General features: G+C 42.8%; 20 protein-coding genes. 7 read left to right on the top strand and 13 right to left on the bottom strand.

Features of this window, described 5'->3' with window-relative positions:
• The first annotated feature begins 252 nt into the window (after positions 1–252).
• Positions 253–1,560 carry a Gfo/Idh/MocA family oxidoreductase gene (locus AC1XUD_RS08475; RefSeq protein WP_483360540.1) on the top strand — a complete coding sequence of 436 codons (1,308 nt, stop codon included), beginning with the start codon at positions 253–255 and terminating at the stop codon, positions 1,558–1,560.
• Positions 1,561–1,815: 255 nt separating this feature from the next.
• Here AC1XUD_RS08475 and accC read toward each other — a convergent pair whose 3' ends face one another.
• The 9 genes from accC to AC1XUD_RS08430 form a co-directional block, all read right to left on the bottom strand.
• Entirely contained in the window at positions 1,816–3,159 is a 1,344-nt protein-coding gene (gene accC / locus AC1XUD_RS08470) for an acetyl-CoA carboxylase biotin carboxylase subunit (protein ID WP_483360539.1), read from the bottom strand.
• A gap of 34 nt (positions 3,160–3,193) precedes the next feature.
• Positions 3,194–3,670: an acetyl-CoA carboxylase biotin carboxyl carrier protein gene (gene accB, locus AC1XUD_RS08465; RefSeq protein ID WP_483360538.1), complete on the bottom strand. Its 477-nt coding sequence runs from the start codon at positions 3,668–3,670 to the stop codon at positions 3,194–3,196.
• 66 nt (positions 3,671–3,736) lie between these two features.
• Positions 3,737–4,303, bottom strand: a complete 567-nt coding sequence (efp, locus tag AC1XUD_RS08460) for an elongation factor P (protein WP_483360537.1) — start codon at positions 4,301–4,303, stop codon at positions 3,737–3,739.
• An 88-nt stretch (positions 4,304–4,391) separates the two neighbouring features.
• On the bottom strand, positions 4,392–5,381 hold the full coding sequence (locus AC1XUD_RS08455) for a beta-ketoacyl-ACP synthase III (RefSeq protein WP_483360536.1): 990 nt from the start codon (positions 5,379–5,381) through the stop codon (positions 4,392–4,394).
• Positions 5,382–5,463: 82 nt separating this feature from the next.
• Complete coding sequence (gene plsX / locus AC1XUD_RS08450) at positions 5,464–6,402, bottom strand: phosphate acyltransferase PlsX (protein ID WP_483360535.1); 939 nt, start codon at positions 6,400–6,402, stop codon at positions 5,464–5,466.
• A gap of 128 nt (positions 6,403–6,530) precedes the next feature.
• Positions 6,531–6,725, bottom strand: a complete 195-nt coding sequence (gene rpmF, locus AC1XUD_RS08445) for a 50S ribosomal protein L32 (protein ID WP_483360534.1) — start codon at positions 6,723–6,725, stop codon at positions 6,531–6,533.
• 64 nt (positions 6,726–6,789) lie between these two features.
• A complete protein-coding gene (locus tag AC1XUD_RS08440; protein WP_483360533.1) occupies positions 6,790–7,347 on the bottom strand; it encodes a YceD family protein in 558 nt (185 codons plus the stop codon).
• Between the two features lie 118 nt (positions 7,348–7,465).
• Positions 7,466–8,098 carry an acetyltransferase gene (locus AC1XUD_RS08435; protein ID WP_483360532.1) on the bottom strand — a complete coding sequence of 211 codons (633 nt, stop codon included), beginning with the start codon at positions 8,096–8,098 and terminating at the stop codon, positions 7,466–7,468.
• Between the two features lie 107 nt (positions 8,099–8,205).
• Positions 8,206–8,868, bottom strand: coding sequence for a hypothetical protein (locus AC1XUD_RS08430; RefSeq protein ID WP_483360531.1), 663 nt, complete (start codon positions 8,866–8,868; stop codon positions 8,206–8,208).
• 111 nt (positions 8,869–8,979) lie between these two features.
• On the opposite strand from AC1XUD_RS08430, the gene AC1XUD_RS08425 reads away from it, so the two are divergent.
• Positions 8,980–10,464 carry a M61 family metallopeptidase gene (locus tag AC1XUD_RS08425; protein ID WP_483360530.1) on the top strand — a complete coding sequence of 495 codons (1,485 nt, stop codon included), beginning with the start codon at positions 8,980–8,982 and terminating at the stop codon, positions 10,462–10,464.
• Between the two features lie 9 nt (positions 10,465–10,473).
• Here AC1XUD_RS08425 and AC1XUD_RS08420 read toward each other — a convergent pair whose 3' ends face one another.
• Both AC1XUD_RS08420 and AC1XUD_RS08415 read right to left on the bottom strand, forming a co-directional pair.
• On the bottom strand, positions 10,474–11,385 hold the full coding sequence (locus AC1XUD_RS08420) for a TIGR01777 family oxidoreductase (protein WP_483360529.1): 912 nt from the start codon (positions 11,383–11,385) through the stop codon (positions 10,474–10,476).
• A 190-nt stretch (positions 11,386–11,575) separates the two neighbouring features.
• Positions 11,576–12,385, bottom strand: a complete 810-nt coding sequence (locus AC1XUD_RS08415) for a lysophospholipid acyltransferase family protein (RefSeq protein WP_483360528.1) — start codon at positions 12,383–12,385, stop codon at positions 11,576–11,578.
• 214 nt (positions 12,386–12,599) lie between these two features.
• Between AC1XUD_RS08415 and AC1XUD_RS08410 the strand changes: the two genes are divergently transcribed.
• The 5 genes from AC1XUD_RS08410 to AC1XUD_RS08390 all read left to right on the top strand — a co-directional run bounded on the left by AC1XUD_RS08410 (position 12,600) and on the right by AC1XUD_RS08390 (position 20,437).
• Positions 12,600–14,066: a M48 family metalloprotease gene (locus tag AC1XUD_RS08410; protein ID WP_483360527.1), complete on the top strand. Its 1,467-nt coding sequence runs from the start codon at positions 12,600–12,602 to the stop codon at positions 14,064–14,066.
• Between the two features lie 194 nt (positions 14,067–14,260).
• Positions 14,261–14,734, top strand: a complete 474-nt coding sequence (locus AC1XUD_RS08405) for a MarR family winged helix-turn-helix transcriptional regulator (RefSeq protein WP_483360526.1) — start codon at positions 14,261–14,263, stop codon at positions 14,732–14,734.
• Between the two features lie 75 nt (positions 14,735–14,809).
• A complete protein-coding gene (locus AC1XUD_RS08400) occupies positions 14,810–16,141 on the top strand; it encodes a TolC family protein (protein ID WP_483360525.1) in 1,332 nt (443 codons plus the stop codon).
• A gap of 79 nt (positions 16,142–16,220) precedes the next feature.
• Complete coding sequence (locus AC1XUD_RS08395) at positions 16,221–17,273, top strand: efflux RND transporter periplasmic adaptor subunit (RefSeq protein ID WP_483360524.1); 1,053 nt, start codon at positions 16,221–16,223, stop codon at positions 17,271–17,273.
• Between the two features lie 47 nt (positions 17,274–17,320).
• The gene (locus AC1XUD_RS08390) at positions 17,321–20,437 is read left to right on the top strand and encodes an efflux RND transporter permease subunit (protein WP_483360523.1); all 3,117 of its coding nucleotides are present in this window, start codon (positions 17,321–17,323) and stop codon (positions 20,435–20,437) included.
• Between the two features lie 152 nt (positions 20,438–20,589).
• Here AC1XUD_RS08390 and AC1XUD_RS08385 read toward each other — a convergent pair whose 3' ends face one another.
• Positions 20,590–23,073, bottom strand: a complete 2,484-nt coding sequence (locus AC1XUD_RS08385) for a glutaminase family protein (RefSeq protein ID WP_483360522.1) — start codon at positions 23,071–23,073, stop codon at positions 20,590–20,592.
• Between the two features lie 129 nt (positions 23,074–23,202).
• Complete coding sequence (locus tag AC1XUD_RS08380) at positions 23,203–25,296, bottom strand: protein-disulfide reductase DsbD family protein (RefSeq protein ID WP_483360521.1); 2,094 nt, start codon at positions 25,294–25,296, stop codon at positions 23,203–23,205.
• Positions 25,297–25,401 lie beyond the last annotated feature (105 nt).

Here is a 25,401-nt window from a genome sequence, read left to right as displayed (position 1 = left end):
TGACTGACATGTGGATCTTTATTTTGTTACTCGAATGCTTCCATCTCTTTCATGATAAGAATCGCGTTCCAGTGTTTAGCCATATGGGTTATCAGAATGAATTCCGTATGAAAGGTTTGTGACCATATGGTATCTTATTATTAACCTTGGTACTTATTGTTAAAATAATTGTACTATTTGTGCAGGTAAAATGGCCTAAACTTCGTCTTCAGAAGTAGTTAAGTCGCTTAACAATCCTAAATTCTTAAAGATATGAATGACGAAAACAATGCATCCAGACGGGATTTTATAAAGAAATCTGCCGGAGCCTCTCTCGCACTGGCACTTCCGACGATTATTCCCGCGAGTGCTTTTGGTGCAAATGACAGAGTCAGGGTTGCAGTTTTGGGAGTAAATGGAAGAGGTAAAGACCACATCAAGGGTTTTAGTAATCTGAGTAACGTGGAGCTGGCATGTCTATGCGATCCCGACGACAATGTGGTGCAGGAAAGGGCGAAGGAATACAAGGAAAAGACAGGTAAAACCGTGCAGACGGTCAATGATTTACGCAAAGTGTTTGATGATAAGACGATCGATGCGGTAAGTATTGCCACCCCTAATCACTGGCATTCGCTGGCTGCGATATGGGCTTGCCAGGCCGGAAAGGATGTCTATGTTGAAAAACCCGGCTCGCATAATTTGCATGAAGGGCGCAAGTTGGTGGAAGCTGCGCATAAATATAAAAGAGTGGTTCAACATGGTGTTCAGCTGCGCAGTTCTGTGGCGTTGCAGGAGGCTGTTAAGCAACTTCGCAATGGGCTGATCGGGAATGTATATATGGCTCGGGGGCTGGTTTACAAATGGAGACCGGATATTGGCGACAAGGGCGTTTCTGCTGTCCCGAAAGGCCTGAATTATGATCTTTGGACTGGTCCGGCTGAGATGAAACCTTTCTCAGAAAACTATGTGCATTATAATTGGCACTGGCATTGGAACTACGGAAATGGCGATATCGGAAATCAGGGAATTCATGAGACCGATATGTGTATGTGGGGGCTCGGAGTAGATTCATTTCCTGAGAAAATCACGTCTTCAGGTGGCAAATTCCTTTGGAACGATGCTAAGGAGACACCGGAGGTTCTGACTTCTTCATTTGTATATCCCAAGGAGAAGAAAATTATTGAGTTTGAAGTACGGCCATGGATGACCAATCTGGAAGATGGGACGGGTATTGGCAACATTTTCTACGGATCAGAAGGGTATATGGTTGTGAAGGGGTATGATTTCTATGAAACCTTTCTTGGTAAGGATAAAAAACCGGGGCCAACCGGAAAGGCGGGTGGTGATCATTATAAGAACTTTATTGACGCTGTCGTGGCGCGTGATCCCAAATTGGTAAATGCCCCTGTTGAAACAGCGCATTTATCATCTGGACTGGCTCATTTAGGGAATATTGCGTATCGAACAGGCCGGGCGCTGACGTTTGATCCGGGTACGGAGAAATTTGTAAATGATGACGATGCTAATAAGTATCTCACAAGAGAATATCGGGCACCGTACAAACTTCCCGATGTAGTTTAACTGAAGAAATGTTAATTTGATGTGTGTGATAACAGTTTAGCCTGGACGGTTGTTTCAGGCTAAATTTTTTTGTAACCGACCGTTAGTGGCACACTTGTAAAATCAAGCGCCTTTACGACGAGGTACGGGTAAGCCTGGGTCGGCGATTTTCAGGATAAAATGAATGGTGGACTGTGAAGCTTATATAAATCCCTTTCTAAATGAAAATGCCGCCAGGATTATCTGACGGCATTTTTCACTGATATTGGTATGATTTTACAAGTTTGAAAAATCAAATGTTTCCAGATATTTAGTGGTGAAAAATCCGGATTTAAAACCTGGATCGTCCATTAACTTAATATGGAAAGGAATGGTCGTTTTGATACCCTCGATCACGAATTCCTGCAAAGCACGTTTCATACGAGTAATCACCTCTTCTCTCGACTGACCACTCACGATGACCTTTGCAATCATGGAGTCATAGTTCGGAGGAATGGTGTATCCGCTATATACGTGGCTGTCGATACGAATACCGTGGCCACCGGGAAAGTGTAAATTGGTGATTTTACCAGGAGCAGGTCGGAAGCCATTAGCAGGATCTTCGGCATTTACCCGACATTCCATTGCAAAAAGCTTTGGAGTGTAGTTTATTCCAGAAATCGGCTCACCGGCAGCTACTTTTATTTGTTCCTTAATCAGGTCAAAATCCGTAACTTCTTCTGTGATAGGGTGCTCAACCTGAATACGGGTATTCATTTCCATGAAATAGAATTTCCCGTTTTTATCAACCAAAAACTCAACAGTTCCTGCACCTTCATATGCAATAGCTTGCGCGCCTTTAATAGCAGCAGCACCCATTTTCTCACGAAGTTCCGGTGTGATAATTGGCGAAGGAGTTTCTTCTACCAGTTTTTGATGACGACGCTGAATCGAGCAATCACGTTCTGATAAGTGACAAACCTTGCCATATTGATCTCCGATAATCTGGATTTCTATGTGACGCGGCTCTTCCACAAATTTTTCGAGATACAAGCCGTCATTTCCAAAAGCAGCGGCAGATTCTGTACGAGCGTCATTCCACGCTTTTTCGAACTCTTCAGGCTTGTTGATAATACGCATACCACGTCCACCGCCCCCAGCCGTAGCTTTGACGATAACGGGATATCCCATTTTTTCTGACAGAATTTTGCCTTGTTCAACAGATTCCAGTAATCCTTCTGAACCCGGTACAACAGGAACCCCGGCTTTGATCATGGTCGCTTTGGCAGTTGCCTTGTCGCCCATTTTATTGATTTGGTCGGCAGTGGCTCCAATGAATTTAATACCATAGTCTGCGCATATCTGCGAGAATTCGGCATTTTCAGAAAGGAAGCCGTAGCCAGGATGAATGGCGTCTGCGCCTGTCACCTCTGCTGCAGATATAATATTTTGAATACTCAGGTAAGACTGACGGCTCGGTGGCGGTCCGATGCAAACCGCTTCGTCTGCAAAGCGAACATGTAAGCTGTCGCGATCTGCAGTCGAGTATACTGCAACCGTCTTGATACCCATTTCGCGGCACGTTCTGATGACGCGAAGAGCAATTTCTCCACGGTTGGCAATTAATATTTTTTTGAACATGAAAGTCAAATAATTAAATTCCGAAATCGCTCAATTAAACTGGCTCAACAAGGAACAACGGTTGGTCAAACTCAACAGGTGTTGCGTTCTCCACCAAAACCTTAACAATTTTACCTGAAATTTCAGATTCAATTTCGTTGAACAATTTCATCGCTTCAATCACGCAAACCACTTTTCCTGGCTTGATCTCATCACCGATACTCACGAAAGTCGGAGTTTCAGGGCTTGATGCGCGGTAGAACGTACCGATCATCGGCGACTTGATAGTAATCAGATTTGACGTAGATGCTTCAGCTGGTTTAGCGGGCGTTTCGCCACCAGCCGGTACTGCTGCGATGATAGGCGCTGCAACCGGAGCAACAGTAGAAACTACTGGCGCAGAACTAACTACGACTGGAGCCGAGCCATATCTCTTAACTTTAATTTTAAGATCTGTTGTCTCGATATTGACCTCGTCCAGTCCAGACTGCGCGATAAAGTCAATTAATTTTTGGATTTCTTTGGTTTCCATTTAGTCAAAATTAAAAAGTATAAATCTGAAACCGTTAATGGTTTTAATATACTTCGTTCAGGTGAATTATGATTTTACGCGTTCCACGTAGTCGTAAGTGCGTGTATCCACTTTAATCTTTTCTCCTTCATCAATAAACAACGGTACCATGATTCTTGCACCTGTTTCAACCTCAACCGCTTTTTTCGGCGAGTTAGTAGTATCTCCTCTTAGTCCTGGTTCTGCGTAAGTAACAACAAGCTCGACAAAAGCTGGCAATTCGCAAAGAAGCGGGGTATCGTTTTCAGTATTAATCAGAATTTCCACTTCCTGTCCGTCCTTCATCAAATCTGCGTTGGTGATGAGTTTTTCATCAATCACAACCTGATCAAATGTTTCAGAGTTCATGAAATTATAACCTACATCGTCTTTATAAAGAAACTGGAATTTGTGACGTTCCACTCTCACCGGATATATAGTTGCGCCAGAAGAAAAAGTATTATCCAATACTTTACCTGTTGTAAGGCTTTTGATTTTAGTACGAACAAATGCGTTTCCTTTGCCCGGCTTAACATGCTGAAATTCAGTTACCTGGAACAAGTCGTGGTTAAATGCGATGACCAGCCCATTACGTAAATCTGCGGTAGTTGCCATTTTAATTCAATGTATAATCTAAATTGTTTCTTGGTTTCCAAACCGTTTTACATCCTTTGAGGTCCGTAAAACAAATTCAGAAGTTATCTTAATATGCCCATTTAAGGTACATGGTTCCCCATGTGAACCCGCCGCCAAAAGCAGCAAGTACAAGCTTGTCACCTTTTTTCAGGCGCGATTCGTAATCCCAAAGGCATAGTGGAATGGTTGCAGAGGTTGTGTTGCCATATTTTTGAATATTCAGCATCACCTTATCCATACCAACTTCCATTCGATTGGCGGTAGCTTCAATAATTCTTTTGTTGGCCTGATGTGGAACGAGCCATGCAACATCGTCACCTGTCAGGTTGTTTTTTTGCATGATCTCAGCCGCGGTATCGGCCATATTTTTTACGGCAAATTTAAAGACGTTGGCTCCATCCTGATAAACGTAATGCCAGCGATTATCTATCGTTTCATGTGTTGGCGGGTAGCGGCTTCCTCCTGCTTTTTGGTGCAGATAAGGATATCCCGATCCGTCCGAACGGATAATAGAATCTATGATACCATATCCATCCTCGTCCGGTTCCAGCAACACTGCGCCGGCCCCGTCTCCAAAAAGGATACATGTTTTGCGATCTGTGTAGTCGACGATGGAGGACATTTTGTCTGTTCCAACGACAATTATTTTTTTATACTTTCCGGTCTCAATGAATTGAGAACCAAGCGTTAGTGCATAAACGAAGCCGGAACAAGCAGCCTGAATATCAAAGCTTCCAACATTTTTAATCCCCACCATATCGCAAATCAGATTGGCAGTACATGGGAAAATAAAATCGGGAGTGGTAGTGGCGCAGATCAGAAGATCAATCTCTTCAGGCTTGGTATTGGTTTTTTCCAAAAGCCCTTTAACGGCTTCTGCACCCATATGAGAGCTACCCAGGCCTTCACCTTTTAGTATACGTCTTTCCTTGATACCGGTTCGGCTGACGATCCATTCGTCATTCGTGGCCACCATCGATTCCAGTTCTTCATTGGTCAGGATATAGTCAGGCACATACCCTTGTATTCCAGTTATAGAGGCTCTGATTTGGGTCATGATGTAATTATGGCAATCAAAATCTGGATGAAAGTATAAGCAAGTCCGTATTCTTCTTCAGTTGAGCAGTTTTCATATATCATTAATTCAACGCCTGGGCAATCTGAAGATAAGCTTTGGACTTCACCTGTTTATAAGCCCATCCTATCATATTTTTTATAGCTAAAGGTGTGGATACACCATGGGCAATCATAACATTACCATTTACACCCAGAATAGGACTTCCACCTATTGCTTCGTAATTGGTCTGGTCAATAAAGTCGTCTTGTATTCCTCTTTTCAGAGCAATTTCATAAAGGGATTCACCCAGTTTGAAAAGGATATTACCAGTAAACCCATCAGTGACGATCACATCAGCCTTATTGGTAAAAAGGTCTTTTCCTTCAATGTTACCTATGAAATTGATTTTCTTGTTTTGGAGGAGGAGCGGGTAAGTGGCCTGAATGGTGAGAGAACCTTTTTGTTCTTCTTCGCCAATGTTCATTAATGCCACACGAGGCTTTTCCATTTGGAAGGTATGCTGTGCAAATACGGAGCCTATTTCCCCAAATTGGGCCAATACTTCCGGTTTACAGTCTGCATTGGCACCGATATCCAGCATAATGGCATGACCTCCGCCTATTTGGGGCACAAAACCTGCAATTGCCGGTCTGAGCACGCCTTCTATTGCTTTGATACTAAAGAGAGCACCTACGTGCATCGCTCCTGTATTACCTGCGCTGCAGAAAATATCGACTGACTTTTCTTTTAATAATTTGAAGCCTATTGCAATGCTTGAATTTGGCTTCTGGGAAAGAGCCTTGGTGGGATGTTCTCCCATTTCAATCACATCTTCGGCATGCACAATGTCTACATTGGCAGCAGCAAAATTGTGCTTTTCGAAGATATCCAATATTACTTGCTCCCTACCGATTAAGACGATTCTTGCATCTGAAGGAAGTGTAGAAGCGGCTTCAATCACTCCTTGAACTATTGCCTGAGGGGCCAAATCCCCCCCCATAGCATCTACCGCAATTTTCATTTACACGCAGTTTTTACTGATAAGATTAGAAATCGAAGGTGTAAATTTAGCAGAAGTGCCTTAGTAAAAAAGAATTTCGCAACAACTTTTAGAGGCTGCTGCGAAATTCGTATTCTCATCTTCTGAATCTAAACCGTTTTGGTGTAGTTTTCAACTACAACTTTTCCTCTGTACACAAGATTTCCTTCGTGTACGTGAGCGCGGTGAAGTTGGTGTATTTCGCCAGTTGAAGAATCAACTCCCAATTGCTTTCCGGTTAGAAAGTCATGTGCTCTGCGCGAATCGCGACGGGTAGAAGAGTGTCTCCGCTTAGGATGTGCCATGATGCTTTATGTTCTAATTGTTAATTTTCGATTTATTTGTACTCTTTATATCTGGTAATCGCCTCTATTCTTCTCCTTTTAATTTCTTCAATGCTGCCCAGCGAGGATCTGTATTATCAGAATCTTCATCAGTGGAGTCAGTTTCGGCTGCGGAAGTATATACTAAAACAACCTCATCCTCGTGTTCCGAAAATTCATCGTCATCCTCTGGTTTTCTAAGGCTTGGATGAATCTTTTTAAACGGCAGAGACAGGGCAATAAAATCGAAAATATACTTCGCCACATTAATGCGGTTTGTATTTCGATTGATAATCTCTATCTCGTCGGTCAACTCTTCGTCGTGGTCTCCGAATTTTAGAATAATCCTTTCATTAAAAGCAAAAGGTTCTTCATATGGCTCCAGACTACGGTCGCAAATCAATCCAAGTATTCCTTTTGTATCGAAATAAAGCTGAATCATCGTGGCCGATTTGACCAGTTTGACATGTACTTTGAAGTGGCCGTGATCAACAATATCCTGTTCCAGCTCTTCAAAAAACGCATCTCCCGATTCCATATCATAGTCATACTGTTTGTCTTCCAAACCGTAAATGTCTATGTTATATTTACTTAGCTCTTTCACTTCTAAATGTCAAAAGGACTGCAAAGGTAATAGCTTTTTGCTATGAATAAAAACTATAAAAGAAATTTCTTTCTCGTTGATTGTCAAATAGCCACTAATTTAAAAACTTAATTTGAGTTTAAACTTTCTTTGCGGGGTTTCCGAAAAACGTAGCGGACGCCGGCACGTTTTCCACTACAACGGATCCTGCGCCAATTCTTGCATTTTTTCCGATTTCAACTCCTGCGATGATTATTGCACCGGATCCGATAAAGACGCCGTCGTTAATGGTTGCCCGATCATTAATAATCGCGCCGGAACCAACTGTCACAAAATCTCCCATGATCACATTGGCGTCGACTACGGCAGCTGTATTTATTATGCAATGATGCCCCACTTTGGTTCTCGGGCCGATCACCACCTTTGCACCTAACAAATTTCCATGACCAATTGCTGCCAAAGAAGAGATAACAGCTGTATCATGAACCGCATTTACGGGCATAGCCTTGTACTCTTCTTTCAGAGTTTCCACAATTTTCTCCCGCACCGACCGCTCACCGATTGCTACGAAAGCCTCGCATTTCGCGCCAACTATTTTCAGGAAATCGGCATCGTCGGTATGACTAAGGATCGTTATATCGTCGATTTCTTTGCCGTGCAGTTCTTCCTTGTCGTCGAGCAGGCCGTACACCAAAACATGATTTCTTTTAAAAATGTCAAGAGCCTTCATTCCAAGGTCTCCTGCGCCAAATATCAATACTGGATTTTCCATAAAATTTAATTAAAGAGCTATTAGCCATTAGCATTTAGCTATTAGGCAAATATTGCCAAACAAAAACTGACTGAGTAATACTTGTAACAGCCATTCAAGCAAAATGATTAGAGGAATGTTACTCTAAAAACAAACGGAGAGCCGTATGGCGAGAGATTTTGTCCGCTATATTGGTCAATTTGATTGTTGTAATTCAGATTGTAAAGAATACTGATGTGGGCAGCTTTGATAAATTTACTTCCTAAAGGCTGAGAATATGCGGCGCCAAGCATCGGCGAAGTGATCCATTGTCGCTTCTGATAAGAACCTTCCACGTTCAAGGTTTCCAGCTCGCCCAATAAATTAATCATTGGGAAGATCTTGTACATTGCAAATAACTTTCCTCCATAATACATAGCATTGATATCATAGTAATTGTATCGGAAATACATGACATTTGCACCTACACCTGCTACAAACTTCTCGGTTAATTCATATCCGATCATTGGAGAAATATTGACATTCGTAACGGAGCCGAAGCTCAGACCGAAACTACCGCCAACCCGAAGACGGTTCTCAAAAGGCTGATTCTTAAAATCTTCCAGTTTTTTGGTTTTATTAATGGTGTCTTTTTTAACGGTTTGGTAGTCAGCTTGAACAGGCTCTTTTCTTTGTTGCTTTTGATTTCTCAGCGAATCTGGCCGGTAATACTCGCCATCCTGAGCGAAAACAGCGTTGGAAAGACAGGCAATGATCGTGAAGAGCAAACTGAGAAGGATTTTATTTTTCATCTAAAAGTCGTTTATTTGATTATAACGTCATTTCTAACGTATGTATATTGATTTTTGGTTTATCTCCGGAACGGGAAATTCACTCTGATTACTATTTACAGCTGAATAACTATGCACTACCATATTGCCGTAACTGATCCGGAAACTCGTTTACTACATTTGACTTTCTCCATTGACGATATTGTTGATGAACGTATAGAAATTCAGTTACCGGCCTGGCGTCCCGGCAGATATGAAATTCAAAATTTTGCCAAAAATATTCAATTTATCGAAGCCGTCAGCAATGATGGACGAAATCTGGTCATTGAGAAGGTTACCAAAGACCGATGGGCGATCCTGACGGAAGGCGAAAGCAAGGTAAGGATTAACTATACCTATTATGCTGCTATTCAAAACGCGGGGAGCAGTTATGTTGATAATGAGCTCTGGTATCTCAACTTTATCAACTTCTGTATGTATGTGGAGGGAAGGATTGACGAGGTGTATGAGATAGAATTGGCGCTTCCTGATAACTATACGATTGCCTGCGGATTACCTGCTGATGGTAACACGTTATATGCAAATAACTTTTATGAGCTGGTAGACAGTCCGCTGCTGGCTTCCGAGAGTATCCAACGTAGTGTCTATACCGTCGGAGACACAATCTTTTATATATGGATGCAGGGAAACCTGCGTCCCAACTGGAAAAGAATCCAAAAGGACTTCGGGCGTTTTTCACGTGAGCAGATCGCAATGATGGGCGACTTTCCGGAAAACGAATACCACTTTCTGAATCTGATCCTGCCGAACGCATTTTACCACGGCGTGGAGCATCACAATTCTACCATGATCGTTTTGGGCCCGGACGACGAGGGTGAAGGGTTATATACGGACTTGCTCGGTATCAGCTCGCACGAATTATTTCACACCTGGAATATTATCCGTATTCGCCCTAAGGAGCTTTTACCTTACGATTTTACAAAAGAAAATTACTTCAAAACTTGCTTCGTAGCCGAAGGCTGTACCACTTATTATGGCGATTTGTTTTTGAAACGCGCTGGCGTTTTTAATAATGAAGCATATATCAAGGAGTTGCAGGTATATATGAAGCGACATTTTGAGCCGAGTGCTAATGCCAGCCAGTCGCTTGTTGAATCATCGTTTGATTTGTGGCTCGACGGGTATGAAAAAGGTATCCCGGACAGAAAAGTTTCAGTTTATCATAAAGGTGCACTGGTTGCTTTGATATTGGATCTGCATTTGCGCAGGAGCAGCAATCATGAGAAATCGCTGGATCGGGTGATGCAGATTTTGTGGGAAAGGTTTGGGAGACCATTCATTGGATATACTCTTGAAGATTATATCAGCATAGTGGAAGAGGTGGCTGGTGAAAAATTGGATTGGTATTGGGAAGAGTGCATTTTTGGGAATCACCATCTGGAAGCAAGGCTGAATGAAATGCTTGCTTTTGTGGGTTTACAGATGACAATTTTCAGTAACGGCAATATCCAGCTCAATGTTCACGATGATTCCAAAGCAGAAGTTCAACGTAATATATGGCTTGCCTCCGTCCAGAAACTGGATGAAGATGATGAAGACGAGAATGAAGAAGAATGATTTTTAAACTCAGGATTTTAACAAATTAGTCAACGCCTGTTTCAATTCCGGGAACTCGTAAATGAAATTGGTTTCATTCAATATCCGCTGATTTACGACATAATTGCTCCCAAGAACAATATTGGCCATCTCTCCCAAAGCAAGTTTTAACGCAAAAGCAGGCACATTTGGCATCCAGAATGGTTTGTTCATAGCTTTGCAAATTTCCTTCGTAAAGTTTTCATTGGTAACAGGCGGTGCCGAAACAGCGTTATAAACACCCGTCCATGATTCATTTTCGATTGCTTCAATATACATTCTGCATAAGTCATCAATATGGATCCAGGAAATCCATTGTTTCCCCGAACCTAATGCAGCCCCGACTCCAAACCGGGCAGGTTGCGATATTTTGGGAAGTGCACCGGAACGATTACTTAATACCATTCCTGTTCTTAATATTACCGTCCTAACAGTTGAACTCAGTACCAAAGCTGCATTTTCCCAATCAATACACACTTTGGAAAGGAAATCTTTGCCAGCGGGAAAGTCTTCCGAATTTTTGGTGTTTCCGGTATCAGATCCGTAATAGTTGCTTCCCGAAGCAGAAATGATAGCATGAGGTTTTATATTGACCTCCCCGAGTTTTTTGTAAACCAGTTCAACGGTTTCCGTTCGACTTTTGGTAATCAAATCTTTCCTTTCATCTGTCCAGCGCTCATCGGCCACACCAGCACCCGCCAGGTGGACAAAAAACTGAGCATACTCCATTGCGCCGTCTTCGATAAACTGCTTTTGAGTGTCATATTCAAAAACACGAACACCAGAAACCGGTTTTTTATGCCGACTCAAATGTCCTACCTCATAACCTCTTTCTAAAAGTAATTCCGTAAGCCGCGATCCAACGAGCCCTGAGCCGCCTGATATAAGTACTCTGTTTTGCATAGGACAGTTAATGAGAGAATTAGTTAATGAGAGAATTTGGGAATGGGTTAATGGCGCGGGTTCTACCTTAGGATACTCCTTCGTCAATGATCGAAAAGGCAAACTTCCATTAGTCGTTCATCTTTTTACCCTTAACCCTCATCATACGCGTCCCGCCTTCTCCCTTTCGTCCGTCCTCCTTTCCTCCCCTTTAAAAAATCAAGCCATCATGTAAATTATTTTGTTCGATGGCGTTAGTGACACCTTCTACAATTTCATCAATGGAGGTTTCCGGGGCAAAAACCAAGGGTGCTTTGAAGTGGACAGTGAGCTTGGTATTTCTTTTCTTGAACCGTAGCCCTTTTTTATCAAAGGCCCGGCGGAAACCATTAATTACAACTGGAATGACTATCGGATTCTGTTCCTTAATCATATATGCAGTGCCTTTCCGGACTGGAGCATAGGGTTTGGTGGTTCCCTGAGGAAAACTCACCACCCAGCCATGGTCCAATCCCATGCCAATTTTATCCTGGGCTGAATTGTCTAAAGTTCTTTTTACATCTTCGCCTTTCGCCCTCCATGATCGCTCTACAAGTATAGCGCCGCCGATGCTGAACAGCTTTGGTAAAATCCCTCCTTCAGTCATAGTCTCGGACGCGGCCACGTAGTAACAGCGTGCTCTTGGAGAAAAAAGGTAAAAAGGGGGCGAAATAGTATCTTTATATCCCCACTTTGACGCACAGAAAATGTGGTAAAATGCAATTACATCCGCAAAGTAAGTCTGATGATTTGACAGGAAAAGAACGCCCTGGTCTGGTAGATCCAGTAATTGCTCGGCACCCTTTATCTCTATTTTATTGACTGCCGTATATCTGTAATAGGTAAACCAACCCATAACAAATATAAAGAACCGCTTTACTGTGAGATAATTCCCAAAAGGATCCCGTTCGAATAGTCCAAGAAAGTCCATGCGCGCTAACCACTTCGGTAAGAGGCTATATGTTATTTTTTGTAAAATCATCCGAGGGGCTTTAAAATGAGGCGGTTGTTAGCATTAGTGTAAAATAGGTGGTTACCTTTTAAAAATCTGGCGTAATTTAAAGATAAAGTGAAGTCAAATAAAAATAATACCAGAGGCTCCGTTCGTTTGACACTGGCATGGTTCTTTAATTTGTACTTTCAGGACCACTCAGTATGTTGTGCCCCCTAACATCAAAATTATTTTTATAACCCCAATGAAGAAAAGTAATATCATTCTAGCCTGCATGTTATCAGCAGGAATTTTGACAAGCTGCTCCAGAAATCCTGTCACCGGAAAGAAGGAGATCGTATTTATGAGCGAGGAAAAGGAAAAAGCGCTTGGAGCTGAATCTCACCCATCGGTGGTGTCAAGTATGGGTTTGTATGAGGATAAAACACTACAGGCTTTCATCAATGAAAAAGGACAGCAAATGGTGAAGATATCCCATCGTCCTGAACTTCCTTTTAAATTCTATATCGTTGATTCTCCGGTTGTAAACGCTTTCGCGGTTCCAGGCGGATACGTATATTTTACCAGGGGAATTATGGCTCATTTTAACAATGAAGCCGAGTTTGCCGGAGTACTTGGTCATGAGATTGGGCACGTGACGGCTCGTCACTCTGCCCGCCAACAGACATCTCAGATATTAGGCCAGGGGTTGTTGATGGCAGGAATGGTGCTTTCTCCACAAATCCGTAGCCTTGGAGATCAGGCTGCGCAGAGCCTGCAACTGCTATTCCTGAGTTATAGTCGCGATCATGAAACAGAGTCGGATCAGATTGGGGTACAATATTCCAGCAAGATTGGATATGACGCACACGAAATGGCAGACTTTTTTGGCACACTGAAAAAAATTAGTGAAAAAAGCGGCCAAAGTATCCCGACTTTTCAGTCAACCCACCCGGATCCGGGCGACAGAATGCAAAAGGTGGATGCGCTTGCTACGAAATATCAGCAGGCAAATCCTGCGAAATATGCCGTGAACCGCGATGCATATCTTAAAAAGATCGAAGGTTTGATATATGGAATAGATCCGAAGCAAGGGTTTGTAGAAAACAACACTTTTTATCACCCGGGACTTAAATTTCAGTTTCCTGTGCCAAGCGGATGGCAATATGAAAATACGCCAAGCCAGTTCCAAATGGCTCCAAAGGATGGAAAATCGATGATGTTGTTCACATTGGCCGAAGGGAAATCCATAGACGAGGCAGCTCAGGCAGTTGTAAAACAATATAGCTTGCAAGTTCTTGAAAATAATAAAACGACGATCAACGGAAATCCGGCGATTGTGATGGTATCTAAGCAGGTGGCTCAAAGCCAGACAGGACAGGCAACTGCCGCTACTGCGGAAAATACGACACAACTTATCAGCTGGCTTATTCAATATGGCGGTAATATATATGCCATTCACGGAGCGAGCATGGCCAATGCTTTTGAATCGAACCTCGGACAATTTAAAAACGTAGCTCAAGGCTTTAAATCAGTATCTGATCCCAATATCCTGGGCAGGCAACCAGAGCGCATCCGGATCAAATCGGTTCAACGTAACGGTACGTTGAAAGATGCATTAAAAGACAACAATATGCCAGACAACAAAATGGATGATCTTGCGATTTTGAACGGAATGGACTTGTCTGCCAAAGTAGAGAAAGGAATGTTGATCAAGACTTTGGGAAAATAATATTTGAGCCGTAGGCAGTCAGCTCTCGATTGCCACGTTTACTCTTTTAATTCTAATATACCTGTCTGCTCCGGTGGGCAGGTTTTTTTGTGCTCCTTATTGTCGTGACATTCGTTGGTCACGTATTTTTTCCGCTTGTGGAATTAATTAAATTATTTTTTGGTTGACATGTCAACATTATTTAAGTTTGCACCATGAATCAAACAGCGTCTGCAAATACTTACGATATCAATAAAGCCAAATTCAAGGAGTCTCTTCCTTTTATGTTGGGAAATGTGTCGCGGCAGTTATTCAATGCTATGACTGCGGAATTGGTAAATGATGGTATACCGCTCAACGCCAAACAGATTCCGGTTTTGATGGTCGTTTATTTTAAGTGTGAGGAGATGACCCAGCAAGACATCGCAAATGCCCTTCAAAAAGATAAAGCGGGAATCCAGCGTTCTATTCAAACATTGAGTAAAGACGGATTTTTGAGAATTGAAAGCGATTTGATTGATAAGCGTAAAAATCATATCTCATTGACTTCAGCAGGTCAGTTTGTATGTGAGAAGGTTCAGAATATGGCTGTTTCTTTTAATAGCAAGATTATGCAGCAATTCGAGGAGGATGAGATGAAGTTATTAATGTCGTTTTTGAACAGAGTTTTAGCAATTATAGACAAATAAAATTTTTTCAATAAATAGTTGATATATCACCAGTAGATATATCAACGACTTGAGGTGTTCGATAACAAGAAAAATATGAAAACAGGAGGTATAGTTGCAATTTTTGGAATGCTGTGGCTCAGTAATGTAGCGGAGGCACAAACGAAGCTCAATCTCAAAGAGTGTATCGAATATGGTTTGAAGAACAGCAGCAATGTCAAAATTGCTCAGTATAAACAGGAAGTTGCGGCGGAACAAGGTCGGGAAGCACTTGCCGGCTACTTACCACAGGTGAACGCCACGGGCGGGCTGGACGATAATATTAAACTCCAGTCGACGGTTATTCCGGCCGGGGCTTTTGGTGCAACAGAGCCCATGCGGATTTCCCTTGGATCTCGGTACAACACCAATGTTACCGGTCAGGTGGATCAGGTGATATTCGACCAGTCATTGTTGACGGGTCTGAAAGCCAATAAACCGAATATTGAGAATGCAGAATTAAACTCCAGGAAGGTAAAGGAGAGTATCGTTTATAATGTAACACTCAATTACTATCAGGTTTTTATTACAAGAGAAGAAATTACTCTCTTGAAAGATAACCTGGAAAAAACGCAGACAATATTGGGAACTCTTCAACTTCAGTTGGACAATGGAGTCATCAAAAAAGTGGATTATGACAGAACGTTGGTCAATCTGAACAATATTAAATCCCAGCTTTCATTGGCTGAAAACAATCTCGCTTTGGCCAAGAACCAGCTTAAGTTCCAGATGGGTATGCCCATGAGCGAAACGCTTGAGTTGATCGACGTGCCTGCAGACAGGCCATTGAAATCATACGATGCAAGTGCATTTGACGCTTCCAATCTGACCGATTTTAAGATTCAGAATATTAATATGGAATTGCAAAACATTGAGAAGGACAGGATTCGTGCTGGATACTTGCCAAAACTGTCGGCGTATGGCCGCTACGGTTTCCAGTCTTTGGGGAATAATCTGGGAGAATCCTGGGGCAACTGGTTTGGGTTTGGCGCGGTTGGTTTGAAAGTGACCATACCAATTTTTGACAGCTTCAAACGTGATGCCCAATGGAAACAGGCCAATCTGAACCTGAGAACGCAGAATGAGCAGTTGAAGCTGAACGTTCAGAACTATGAGCTGGAAAACAGTAATTCCAACAGCCAGCTTATAAAAGCCAAAACTAACATGATCAACGACGACGCCAACGTGAAACTGGCTAAGCAGGTATATGACGTAACGGCGCTTCAATATCGGGAGGGTACCGTCACATTGACTGATTTGCTCAATGCCGATACTTCTTATAAAGAATCTCAAAGAAACTATATCAACTCATTACTAGGATATTATCAGGCGCAGCTGGGGATTGAACGAGCTCAGGGAAACTTGATGAATTTCTATTCTGAATTGTAAAACCAAGCAAAAACCGGAACGGGCTGATATTCACTCATTCGTCGTCCACGACGCACTTATTCAAAATTGTATAAAACTCATGAAAAAGAAATTATTAATCATAGGCTCTATTTTGCTACTCAGCTGTTTGATCGGATATAAACTGGTCGCTAACAAAGCAAAAATAGACGAGAAGAATAAATTGCCTGAAAACAAGACAGTTGTCATTCCGGTAACCGTTTCGCAGGTAGCGAAAGGTGATGGTAATCAGCAGTTAGTTCGCACAGGAAGTCTGATTCCGTTCAAAGAAGCGGATATCATGGCAACATCTGCAGGTAAGGTTTTAACAACATCTTATGAATTAGGTACTTATGTTAATAAAGGTGCCGTTATCGTCAACGTGGATCGCCGGTTGAAAGAGCTTTCATTGGAGGCAACGGAATTGAATATTGATAAATTGAAAAAAGATACGGACAGATATTCCAAGCTTTTGGCGGGGAATGCTGCCACGGAAGTTCAGGTGAATGATACGAAATATAACTATGATGTAGCACGTAATCAGGCAGATCAAATTAAACAGCAGATCAACGACACAAAGATCATGGCTCCGATCAGCGGACGGGTTGTGAAAAAGAATATCGAGCCAGGTGAATACGTAAATGTGGGGACTTCTTTGGGTACGATTCTCGATGTATCTCGTTTGAAGGTGCAGGTAATGGTCAGTGAAGGAGATGTGTATAAATTGAAGGAAGGTCAAAAAGTAAAGTTGAGCACGGACGTATATCATGGCAAAGTTATCGACGGAACAATTTCATATATAGCCCCTCAGGGTGATGAATCGCATAATTATCCGGTGGAGATTACCATATCCAACTCAGGTCAGCTTCGTGCCGGGACATTCGTAACTGTAACTTTCCCTCAGAAATCCAGCCAGGAAGTATTGCAGATTCCTCGCGGATCGCTCGTTGAAAGTATCCGTAATCCATATGTTTATGTGGTGCAAGGCAATGTGGCCCGTCAGCGCAAGATTACGGTGGGTCGTGAATTGGGAGATAATATCGAAGTGTTGTCCGGCCTTGAAGCTGGTGAAACGGTAATTACAAGCGGACAAATCAATCTTAGCGAAGGGGCTGCGGTTCAGGTCGCAAAATAACAGTGCGGCGGCGTACTGATTTTTAAAACATTATATCGGATTTTACTATGTCAATTACAGAAGTAGCCGTAAAAAAACCACTCTTTATCACGGTAATTTTCACCGTTCTGATATTGTTTGGGGCGATGAGCTATAAACAATTGTCTTACAACCTATTGCCGAAATTTGAGGCAAATGTTGTAAGCGTCATGACAACCTATCGTGGCGCGTCTGCCGATGAGGTGGAAACCAACGTGACCAAACATATTGAAGATGCAGTTTCAGCCATCGAAGGTCTGGATCAGATCAGCTCTACTTCTCAGGAAGGAGTTTCGTCTGTGATTATTCAGTTAAAACAAGGTGTGAGCGTCGATTTGGCTCAACAGGAAGCGCAGCGGAAAGTGGAGCAGGTGATATCGCTGCTACCCGACGACGCAGATCGCCCGGTTATCAATAAGTTCTCGACAGATGAAATTCCTGTTCTCCGGATGGGTGTTACTGCCAATCTTTCGCCGGCTGAATTATATGATCTGATTGACGATAAACTGAAACCACAGCTTTCCAACGTCTCCGGCGTAGGCCAGGTTACGGTTATCGGTGGTTCCGAACGCCAGATTCAGGTGAATGTGAGCCAGGAAAAACTGAGGGCATATAAAATGTCGATTGCTCAGGTGGCGCAGGCAGTTAATTATGCCAACACTTCATATCCTGCGGGTCAGGTTAAGACAATGGAAGATCAACTTTCGATCAAATTTGACGCAAAACTGGCCAATGTTGAAAACCTTCGCAATGTGATCGTCGGTCGTTCATCAACCGGCGGTGAAGTTTTCCTGAAAGATGTTGCCGAAGTAGTAGATGGAGTTGCGGATGAAACTGCTGTAAACCGTATCGATGGCCACCCTTCTGTGGCTTTGCAAATCCAAAAACAGTCGGACGCTAATGCCGTGGAAGTAAGTAAGCTGACCCGTGAACGTTTGACAACGCTTGAAAAACAATATGCTTCGTCAAATCTTAAATTCAATATCGCTTCCGATCAGTCGATATATACCCTTGCTTCAGCTGATGCTGTAGTTTTTGACCTTGGTCTTGCAGTTTTGATCGTTTCTGCGGTGATGCTGCTTTTCCTGCACAGTTTCCGGAGCTCGATGTTCGTGTTGGTGGCGATACCATCGTCGATGATCCCGACCTTTATATTGATGAACCTGATGGGATTCTCGTTGAACCTGATGACGCTGATGGCATTATCTCTGGTAGTAGGTATTCTGGTGGATGACTCCATTGTGGTGTTGGAGAATATCAACCGACATCTTGAAATGGGAAAAAACAGATGGAGAGCAGCACTGGATGGCCGTAGCGAAATCGGATTTACAGCCTTGGCCATTACCCTTGTTGACGTCGTGGTTTTCGTTCCGTTGGCGCTTACTTCAGGCTTGATCGGTAATATTTTGCGTGAATTCTCCCTTGTGGTTGTATTCTCGACTTTGATGAGCTTGATGGTATCTTTTACCCTCACCCCGTTGTTGGCTTCACGTTTTGCCAAAATCGAAATATTGGATAAAAACACCCTTTGGGGGAAACTGAATATCGGTTTTGAAAACTTGCTGACTAAAATCAGCGAAGAATATGGCCGGTTGTTAGGATGGGTGTTGGGTCACAAAAGATATATATTCCTGTTGTCGATGTTTCTGATCGTGGGTTCGATCGCATTGGTTCCAGGAGGTTTCATCGGAGCTGCTTTTATGCAGCAAAGCGACAGGGGAGAGTTGGCCGTGACATTAGAAATGGCACCGACTGTATCCATTTACCAAACAAATCAGGTTTCTCAACAGGTAGAAAAATTGATTTTGGCTAAAAAAGAAGTAACTAAAGTCTTTACCAATGTGGGATATAGTAACACTGGAATGGGAAACTCCTCAAGCAACAATATTGCTAGTTTGACGGTGCAATTGGTTGATAAAAAGCAACGTACCATATCAGCGGAAGATTTTGGGATTCAGATTCAGGAGGAGATTCTTAAAATACCGGGTGTAAAAGTAACCGTTGCTCCAACATCCATTACCGGAAATGCCAACCAGGCACCGATTCAAGTGGCCGTTAAAGGAACAGATATGGCAGTATTGAGAAAGACAGCTGCAGAAGTGAAGAATATTGTTGCTTCTGTTCCGGGTACTCAAAACGTGGATTATTCAGTCGATGATCCAAAACCCGAAATCAACGTCACACTAGATCGCGATAAAATGTCTCAATTAGGACTTAACGCAAACTCGGTCGGAGCAGCGTTACAAACAGCTTTTCGCGGTGATGACCGTTCGAAATTTCGCCAGAATGGAAAGGAATACGATATCATGATCAGCCTGGACAAATTTGACCGTTCGAAAGCCGACGATATTCGCCGCCTGACGTTTGTGAATAGTTCCGGACAAGCGTTTGAGCTGTCTCAATTTGCGACCATTAAGGAAATGATGGGAGAAAGTATGCTGCAACGAATCGACCGACTTTCGTCTATTTCCATCAATTCTCAGGTAGTTGGCCGGCCGTCAGGTTCGATCGGTGCTGATATTCAAAAGAAAATGGAGTCGTACAAATTGCCGGAAGGAGTTTCAATCGAGTATCGCGGTGACCTTAAAAACCAGGCAGATGCATTCGGAAGTTTAGGTATTGCTTTGATTTTGGGTATTGTATTGATATACCTGATCATGGTTGCCTTGTATGAAAGTACGATTTATCCGTTGGTGGTATTGTTCTCAATTCCGGTTGCACTTGTCGGTGCCTTGACTGCACTGGCTCTTACAATGGAAAGTTTGACGATATTTTCAATCGTCGGTATGGTAATGTTGCTGGGTCTTGTCGCCAAAAATGCAATTCTTATCGTCGATTTTACTAATCAATTGAAAGAGGAAGGATATGCACTGAAAGACGCGTTGATCACCGCCGGAAAAGAAAGATTAAGACCGATTTTGATGACGACCATCGCGATGATCGCTGGTATGTTACCGATTGCCCTTGCTTCAGGGGATGGTGCAGAGGTGAAAAACGGTATGGCGTGGGTTATTATCGGTGGATTGACCAGTTCGTTATTGCTAACGCTTCTTCTCGTACCAAGCGTTTATTATGTAGTTGATACACTGAAAGATAGATTTTCGAAGACAAGAGCTCCAAAGGAGGAATTGGTGTTGGAGGCTTAGTTGTTTTTAAACGCAGCGTTTTGTATAACGTGGAGTTTCAGGGAGTTTTTTCTTAGTATTGTTTTACCCGGAGATTGAGATAGACATGTAAGGGCCACAGAGTTTTTGATATGCTCTGTGGCCCTTTCTCTTATCAATTGCTTTCAAAAATTCTATTTTTGCTTATCAGCCAGTACTTTCATATAATATCCTCCCACAACAGATCTTGCTCTGAATCCCACCGATTTGCCGTTGGTCGTTTCATGCCAGTCGGAGAGGGGGATTCTGTCAGGAGTAGTGACAGCATATTTGTAAACCGGATCGATTAATGCTTCAAAATCGCTCTGATTAGTTGCTAATGTCGCGGTCCATACGATCCAGTCCGATTTTGTGTAAGTACGGCGACTGTCGAGTGGAAGACCGAATGGCTGCTGTTTAGTCAGGTAATATTTGATCTCCTTTTCTGCAACGGATTTCGGAAAGACGTTCAGTCCGAGTACCTGATCCCATATCAAATTATATTTTTGGCTCCATGTAGCTTTTTGGTCAAAAGTCAGTGCATAATGATCGCCGTCTTCTGCCATCTGCATCCATTTTTGAGCAAATTCTTTTACCAAAGCATTGACAGAAGCAGCCTCGCTTGTTTCTCCTATTTGTGCGGCAAGCTGAGCATAAGATGCAAGTCCCATGATCGCCTTAACCGACAAATTAGTGTTGCGGGCTAAATGTCCTGCGAAGTCATCTGTGCATAATTGGTTCGCCGGATCAAACCCTTCTTTTTTCAGATAATTGGCCCAAACCGATAATGTCTTCCAGTGTTTACGTGCAAATTCAATGTTATTTTCAGCCTTGCATATGGCGTAAGTTAATATCAACATGTTACCAGATTCTTCGACTGGCATATCCTCGCCATAGGTTTGGCCATTCGCCAACGGGTACGTTCCAACATCATGAGCAGCAAATGGCATAGTCCATTTTCCGCTTTCCGAATAATAGAAAATCGGCTCCATCATACCTTTCAGTAAAACTGGATTATATAGCAGAAATAATGGGGCAGAAGGGTAAGTTATATCCACTGTTCCGATAGATCCGTTGCTGAAATTTTCTTTGGATAAAAACAAAGGTGTTCCCTCCGGATCTGCCACCAATTTGTGAGCTGCTATCGCCTGACGGTATGCCAATACACATAATTGTGCATATTTTTCGCCCCCGGCTTTCAATGCATCGTTATATATTTTCGCATCCGTGTCCTTGCATTGCTGAAATATGGAAGCCATATCAGAATTTGCAGCCAGCAATTCTGATTTCATCGTTTTTTTGCCCTCCTTATTCCACCAAGGACGTAGGTTTTTACCAAAATATTGAACAGAATATTCGTCGTTATAACCAATCAATACCTGAAGCGATTTCCCGGCGGCTCCCACTTTCCCAGCGTCCAGCGTAACGGCCATTGATTTGGATGCAGCAGATTTAGAAGTCAGAGCACGAGCGGAAGTTAATTGTCCGTTTTGGGAGAAAGAAGACAACACTTCCGACGGAGTACCAAAGCCTGCATTTTTGATGCTCGCTGTCGGAGCCGCTAGATAGGCATATCCCCAGTCGATTCGCACATCGTCCCCTTTTTTGACCAACATATGCTGATCCTGGGTACCAATCGAGAGAATCGACAAATTACCCTGGCTCTCTTTTTTGCCAACAACTTCATCGGTCTGGTTGTTAGCTGCTATCGATCCGGAAACCGAAGTTAATATCTGCACTTCGTGTGTCTTTCCGTCTGTCGGGGTAATGTCGTATGTGATATAGTTAACCGGTCTTGATAACAAATTCAAGTCGTTCATCAATAGCGGCGATACGAAGCCAACAGTCAATTTTACAGGTCCGGCCACGAAATGGTATGTCGTGCGTGTTGCATCCAATTTGAAACCTGTCTGTGTTGCATTAGATATCATTTCGGTTGACTTCGGCTTAATTTCGTCGACGATACCGATGTCGATATACCCAGGACCTGCACCATTTTTACAATATGCTGCCAAAATATTCTTCCCTTTTTTCAATGCTTTTTTTGCAGCAGCGCTGATCGGTCTATAGTCATAATCTCCTGTGAAACAAGGTGCGCAATCATATGCCGGAACGCCGTTGATATATACCTGCAGATCATCGTCGTGGAAAATATTGAACGTCGGATTCTCAAAAGCTGCATCAGAAAGCACAAATTCGCGACGATACCATACTTCAGAAGGAAAGGTCGTGCCCGTTTTGAGCATATTATCGTTTCTATCCTTTGTCCCGAATGGCGCCTGGCCGTTAGCCCAGGCACTCGCGTTAAAATCTTCTTTATACCAGCCAGCTGATGGTTTTTGAGTGGTATATTTTGCCTGGTATGGTTCGTTTACAGCAGTTCCAACTTTCGTTTTATAAACAGGGGTTGCGGCGCCGAGAAAGCGATAAGTCTTACCGTCTACTTTGATGAGCCCGTCAATTGGCTGAGACTTGCCAGTCCAATGTTTGGTCGGGCTTGCATTAAGTGTATCACCAAAAGACCATATGCTCGTATATGGGTCTACGGTGATAAGGGGTACCGCGGGAGGGCGCATAGTTTGTGCGAACACTTGCGGGATTGTCATTGTAAGAAATGCAAAAATCCAGTTTTTCTTCATGGGTTTAAGAAAGCGTTTATATTCCGAAACAATGCCAAAAGGTTTTAGCACCGTTAATTAAAAACGAAATATCCGAATATCTCTCTTATTCACCAGATTCTGACCGCAAAAATTAGTCAGCAAACGTTGTTATTTGTGGAAGGCCGTTTTTCCACTATCCAAAAAAGCAGCAAAATTGACGGGATTGAGGTCGTAGTTTTTAGGAGCAACCAGCAATTCGCCCTGATGGTCAACCAGACAATAGTGCGGTTGGGCGTTGTTATTGTATTTTGTAATCTGTAAGTCTGCGTTTTGAGCGCCTATTGTTTTCTTGACTTTATTATCATATTTCGAAGTATACCATTCAGCTTCAGGAAGTTCTGTTTTGTCATCTACATAAAGCGCCACAATTACAAAATCATTCTGCAATCTTTTTAAAACATCAGGATTCGACCATACCCGAGCTTCCATTTCCCTGCAGTTCACGCAACCATGCCCTGTAAAATCGATAAATACGGGTTTCTTTACAGTTTTGGCATATGCCAAGGCTTCTTTGTAATCATAAAATCCGTCGAGTTCATGGGGAAGATGGAATAGATCAGCATACTTTTTTGAAACAGTTGATTCCAGATGAGGCGATCCGCCAGTTCTTTTACTCAGGTCGAAATCGATAGTCGACTGAGGAGGAAGATATCCGGCCAAAGCTTTCAGCGGCGCACCCCACATACCCGGTACCATATATACCACAAATGTAAAAGTACAGATAGCAAGTAAAAGCCTCGGAACACTGGTTTTCTCTACAACTGAATCATGCGGCGTGCGAATTTTGCCAAGAAGATAAAATCCTAATAACGAGAATATTACAATCCAGAACGCCAGGTATACCTCGCGATCTAATAGGTGCCAGTGATATACCTGATCGGCAATGCTAAGGAATTTGAGAGCAAGAGCCAACTCCAGAAAGCCTAAAACCACTTTTACGGTATTCAGCCAGCCACCAGATTTTGGCAACGATTTCAACCATTGAGGAAAGAGAGCGAACAAGGTAAATGGTATAGCGAACGCACTCGAAAATGCCGCCATACCTATAATAGGCTTTACTATTTCACCTCCCGCAGAAGCTACCAGCAAACTTCCGACAATCGGACCGGTACAAGAAAAGGAAACCAGCACCAGCGTAAATGCCATGAAGAATATCCCGATATATCCACCCTGATCGGCTTTTTGATCCATTTTGTTGACAAACCCGCTGGGTAAAACGATTTCAAAAAGGCCTAAGAAAGAAAGTCCGAAAATGAAAAATGTAGCGAAAAAGAGGGTATTAGGCAGCCAATGCGTACTTACAAAATTGGCAAAAGCAGGGCCGTTTATCCGCGACACAACGGTACCTATTAATGTATATATCAAAACGATACTTATCCCATACATGAGCGCCTTGATTTTACCATTCTCCTGATTGGTGAAAAAACTAACGGTCATTGGAATAATAGGGAAAACGCAAGGTGTAAGAAGTGCTACCAGTCCCGACAAAAAAGCCGCCAAAGCAAATCCCCATAATGAGCTCGGGGCCTGTTCAGTGGTATTTGTTGCTGCGATAGTTGTGACTGCTTTCTCAGCCGCCTGCGCAGCCGTGTCTTCACCAATTGTTGCAGTTTCAGCAATGGTGTCTGTGGCTATTGGCGTAATCGTTTGAGCAACATTTTCATCGGTGGGCTTCTGCTCTTCCGATGTTGCTGGGGTCGTAGACTCAGCGGCTGCCAAAACTTTTAATCCTTTAAATTGAAAATCCTCACTTCCTGGAATACACAAGCCCGAAACATGGCTGCAGGTTTGATATTCGGATGTTCCTTTGATAACAGGATTGTCGGTCAGAATTTTTACCGTTTGTTTGAAAAGGCCTTTTCCTTCGAAATACCGGACATTTCCGCCCCAAACTTCCTCAAACTTTGTTTTAGGATTTTGAGGTTTGAGCTTACCTACCAGTTCGAAACTATTGTTCTTTTCGTAGGTAAAAGTTGTGAGCATGGGCCCCAGGTCCGGATCGAAATCGGAGGAATACATATACCAGTCCTTGTCGATCACGGCGGAATATATTAAATCGACAGTCTCTCCCTTTTTAACTTCTTTTTTGGAAAACGAATAAGTCCAGTGGGCCTTAGCCTTTTGGATCTGGGCTTGAACCGATGTCGTAACAAGGATTGTAAGTACTAAAAGACCGGCTAAAAAAGACGAGGTAGGTTTCATATATGTTAAATAAAGCAACAAAGCTTCAACTATTCAATGATTCGAAAAGGATGTATGCCCGAAAGCCTGTAAAGATAGAAGAACGTAATTTTGCTAAAAAAATTC

The sequence above is a fragment of the Dyadobacter sp. HNCC25DJ184 genome (assembly GCF_056895215.1).
Note: the sequence above shows the minus strand (reverse complement) of the source record. Positions and strands in the feature narration are given on the sequence as shown.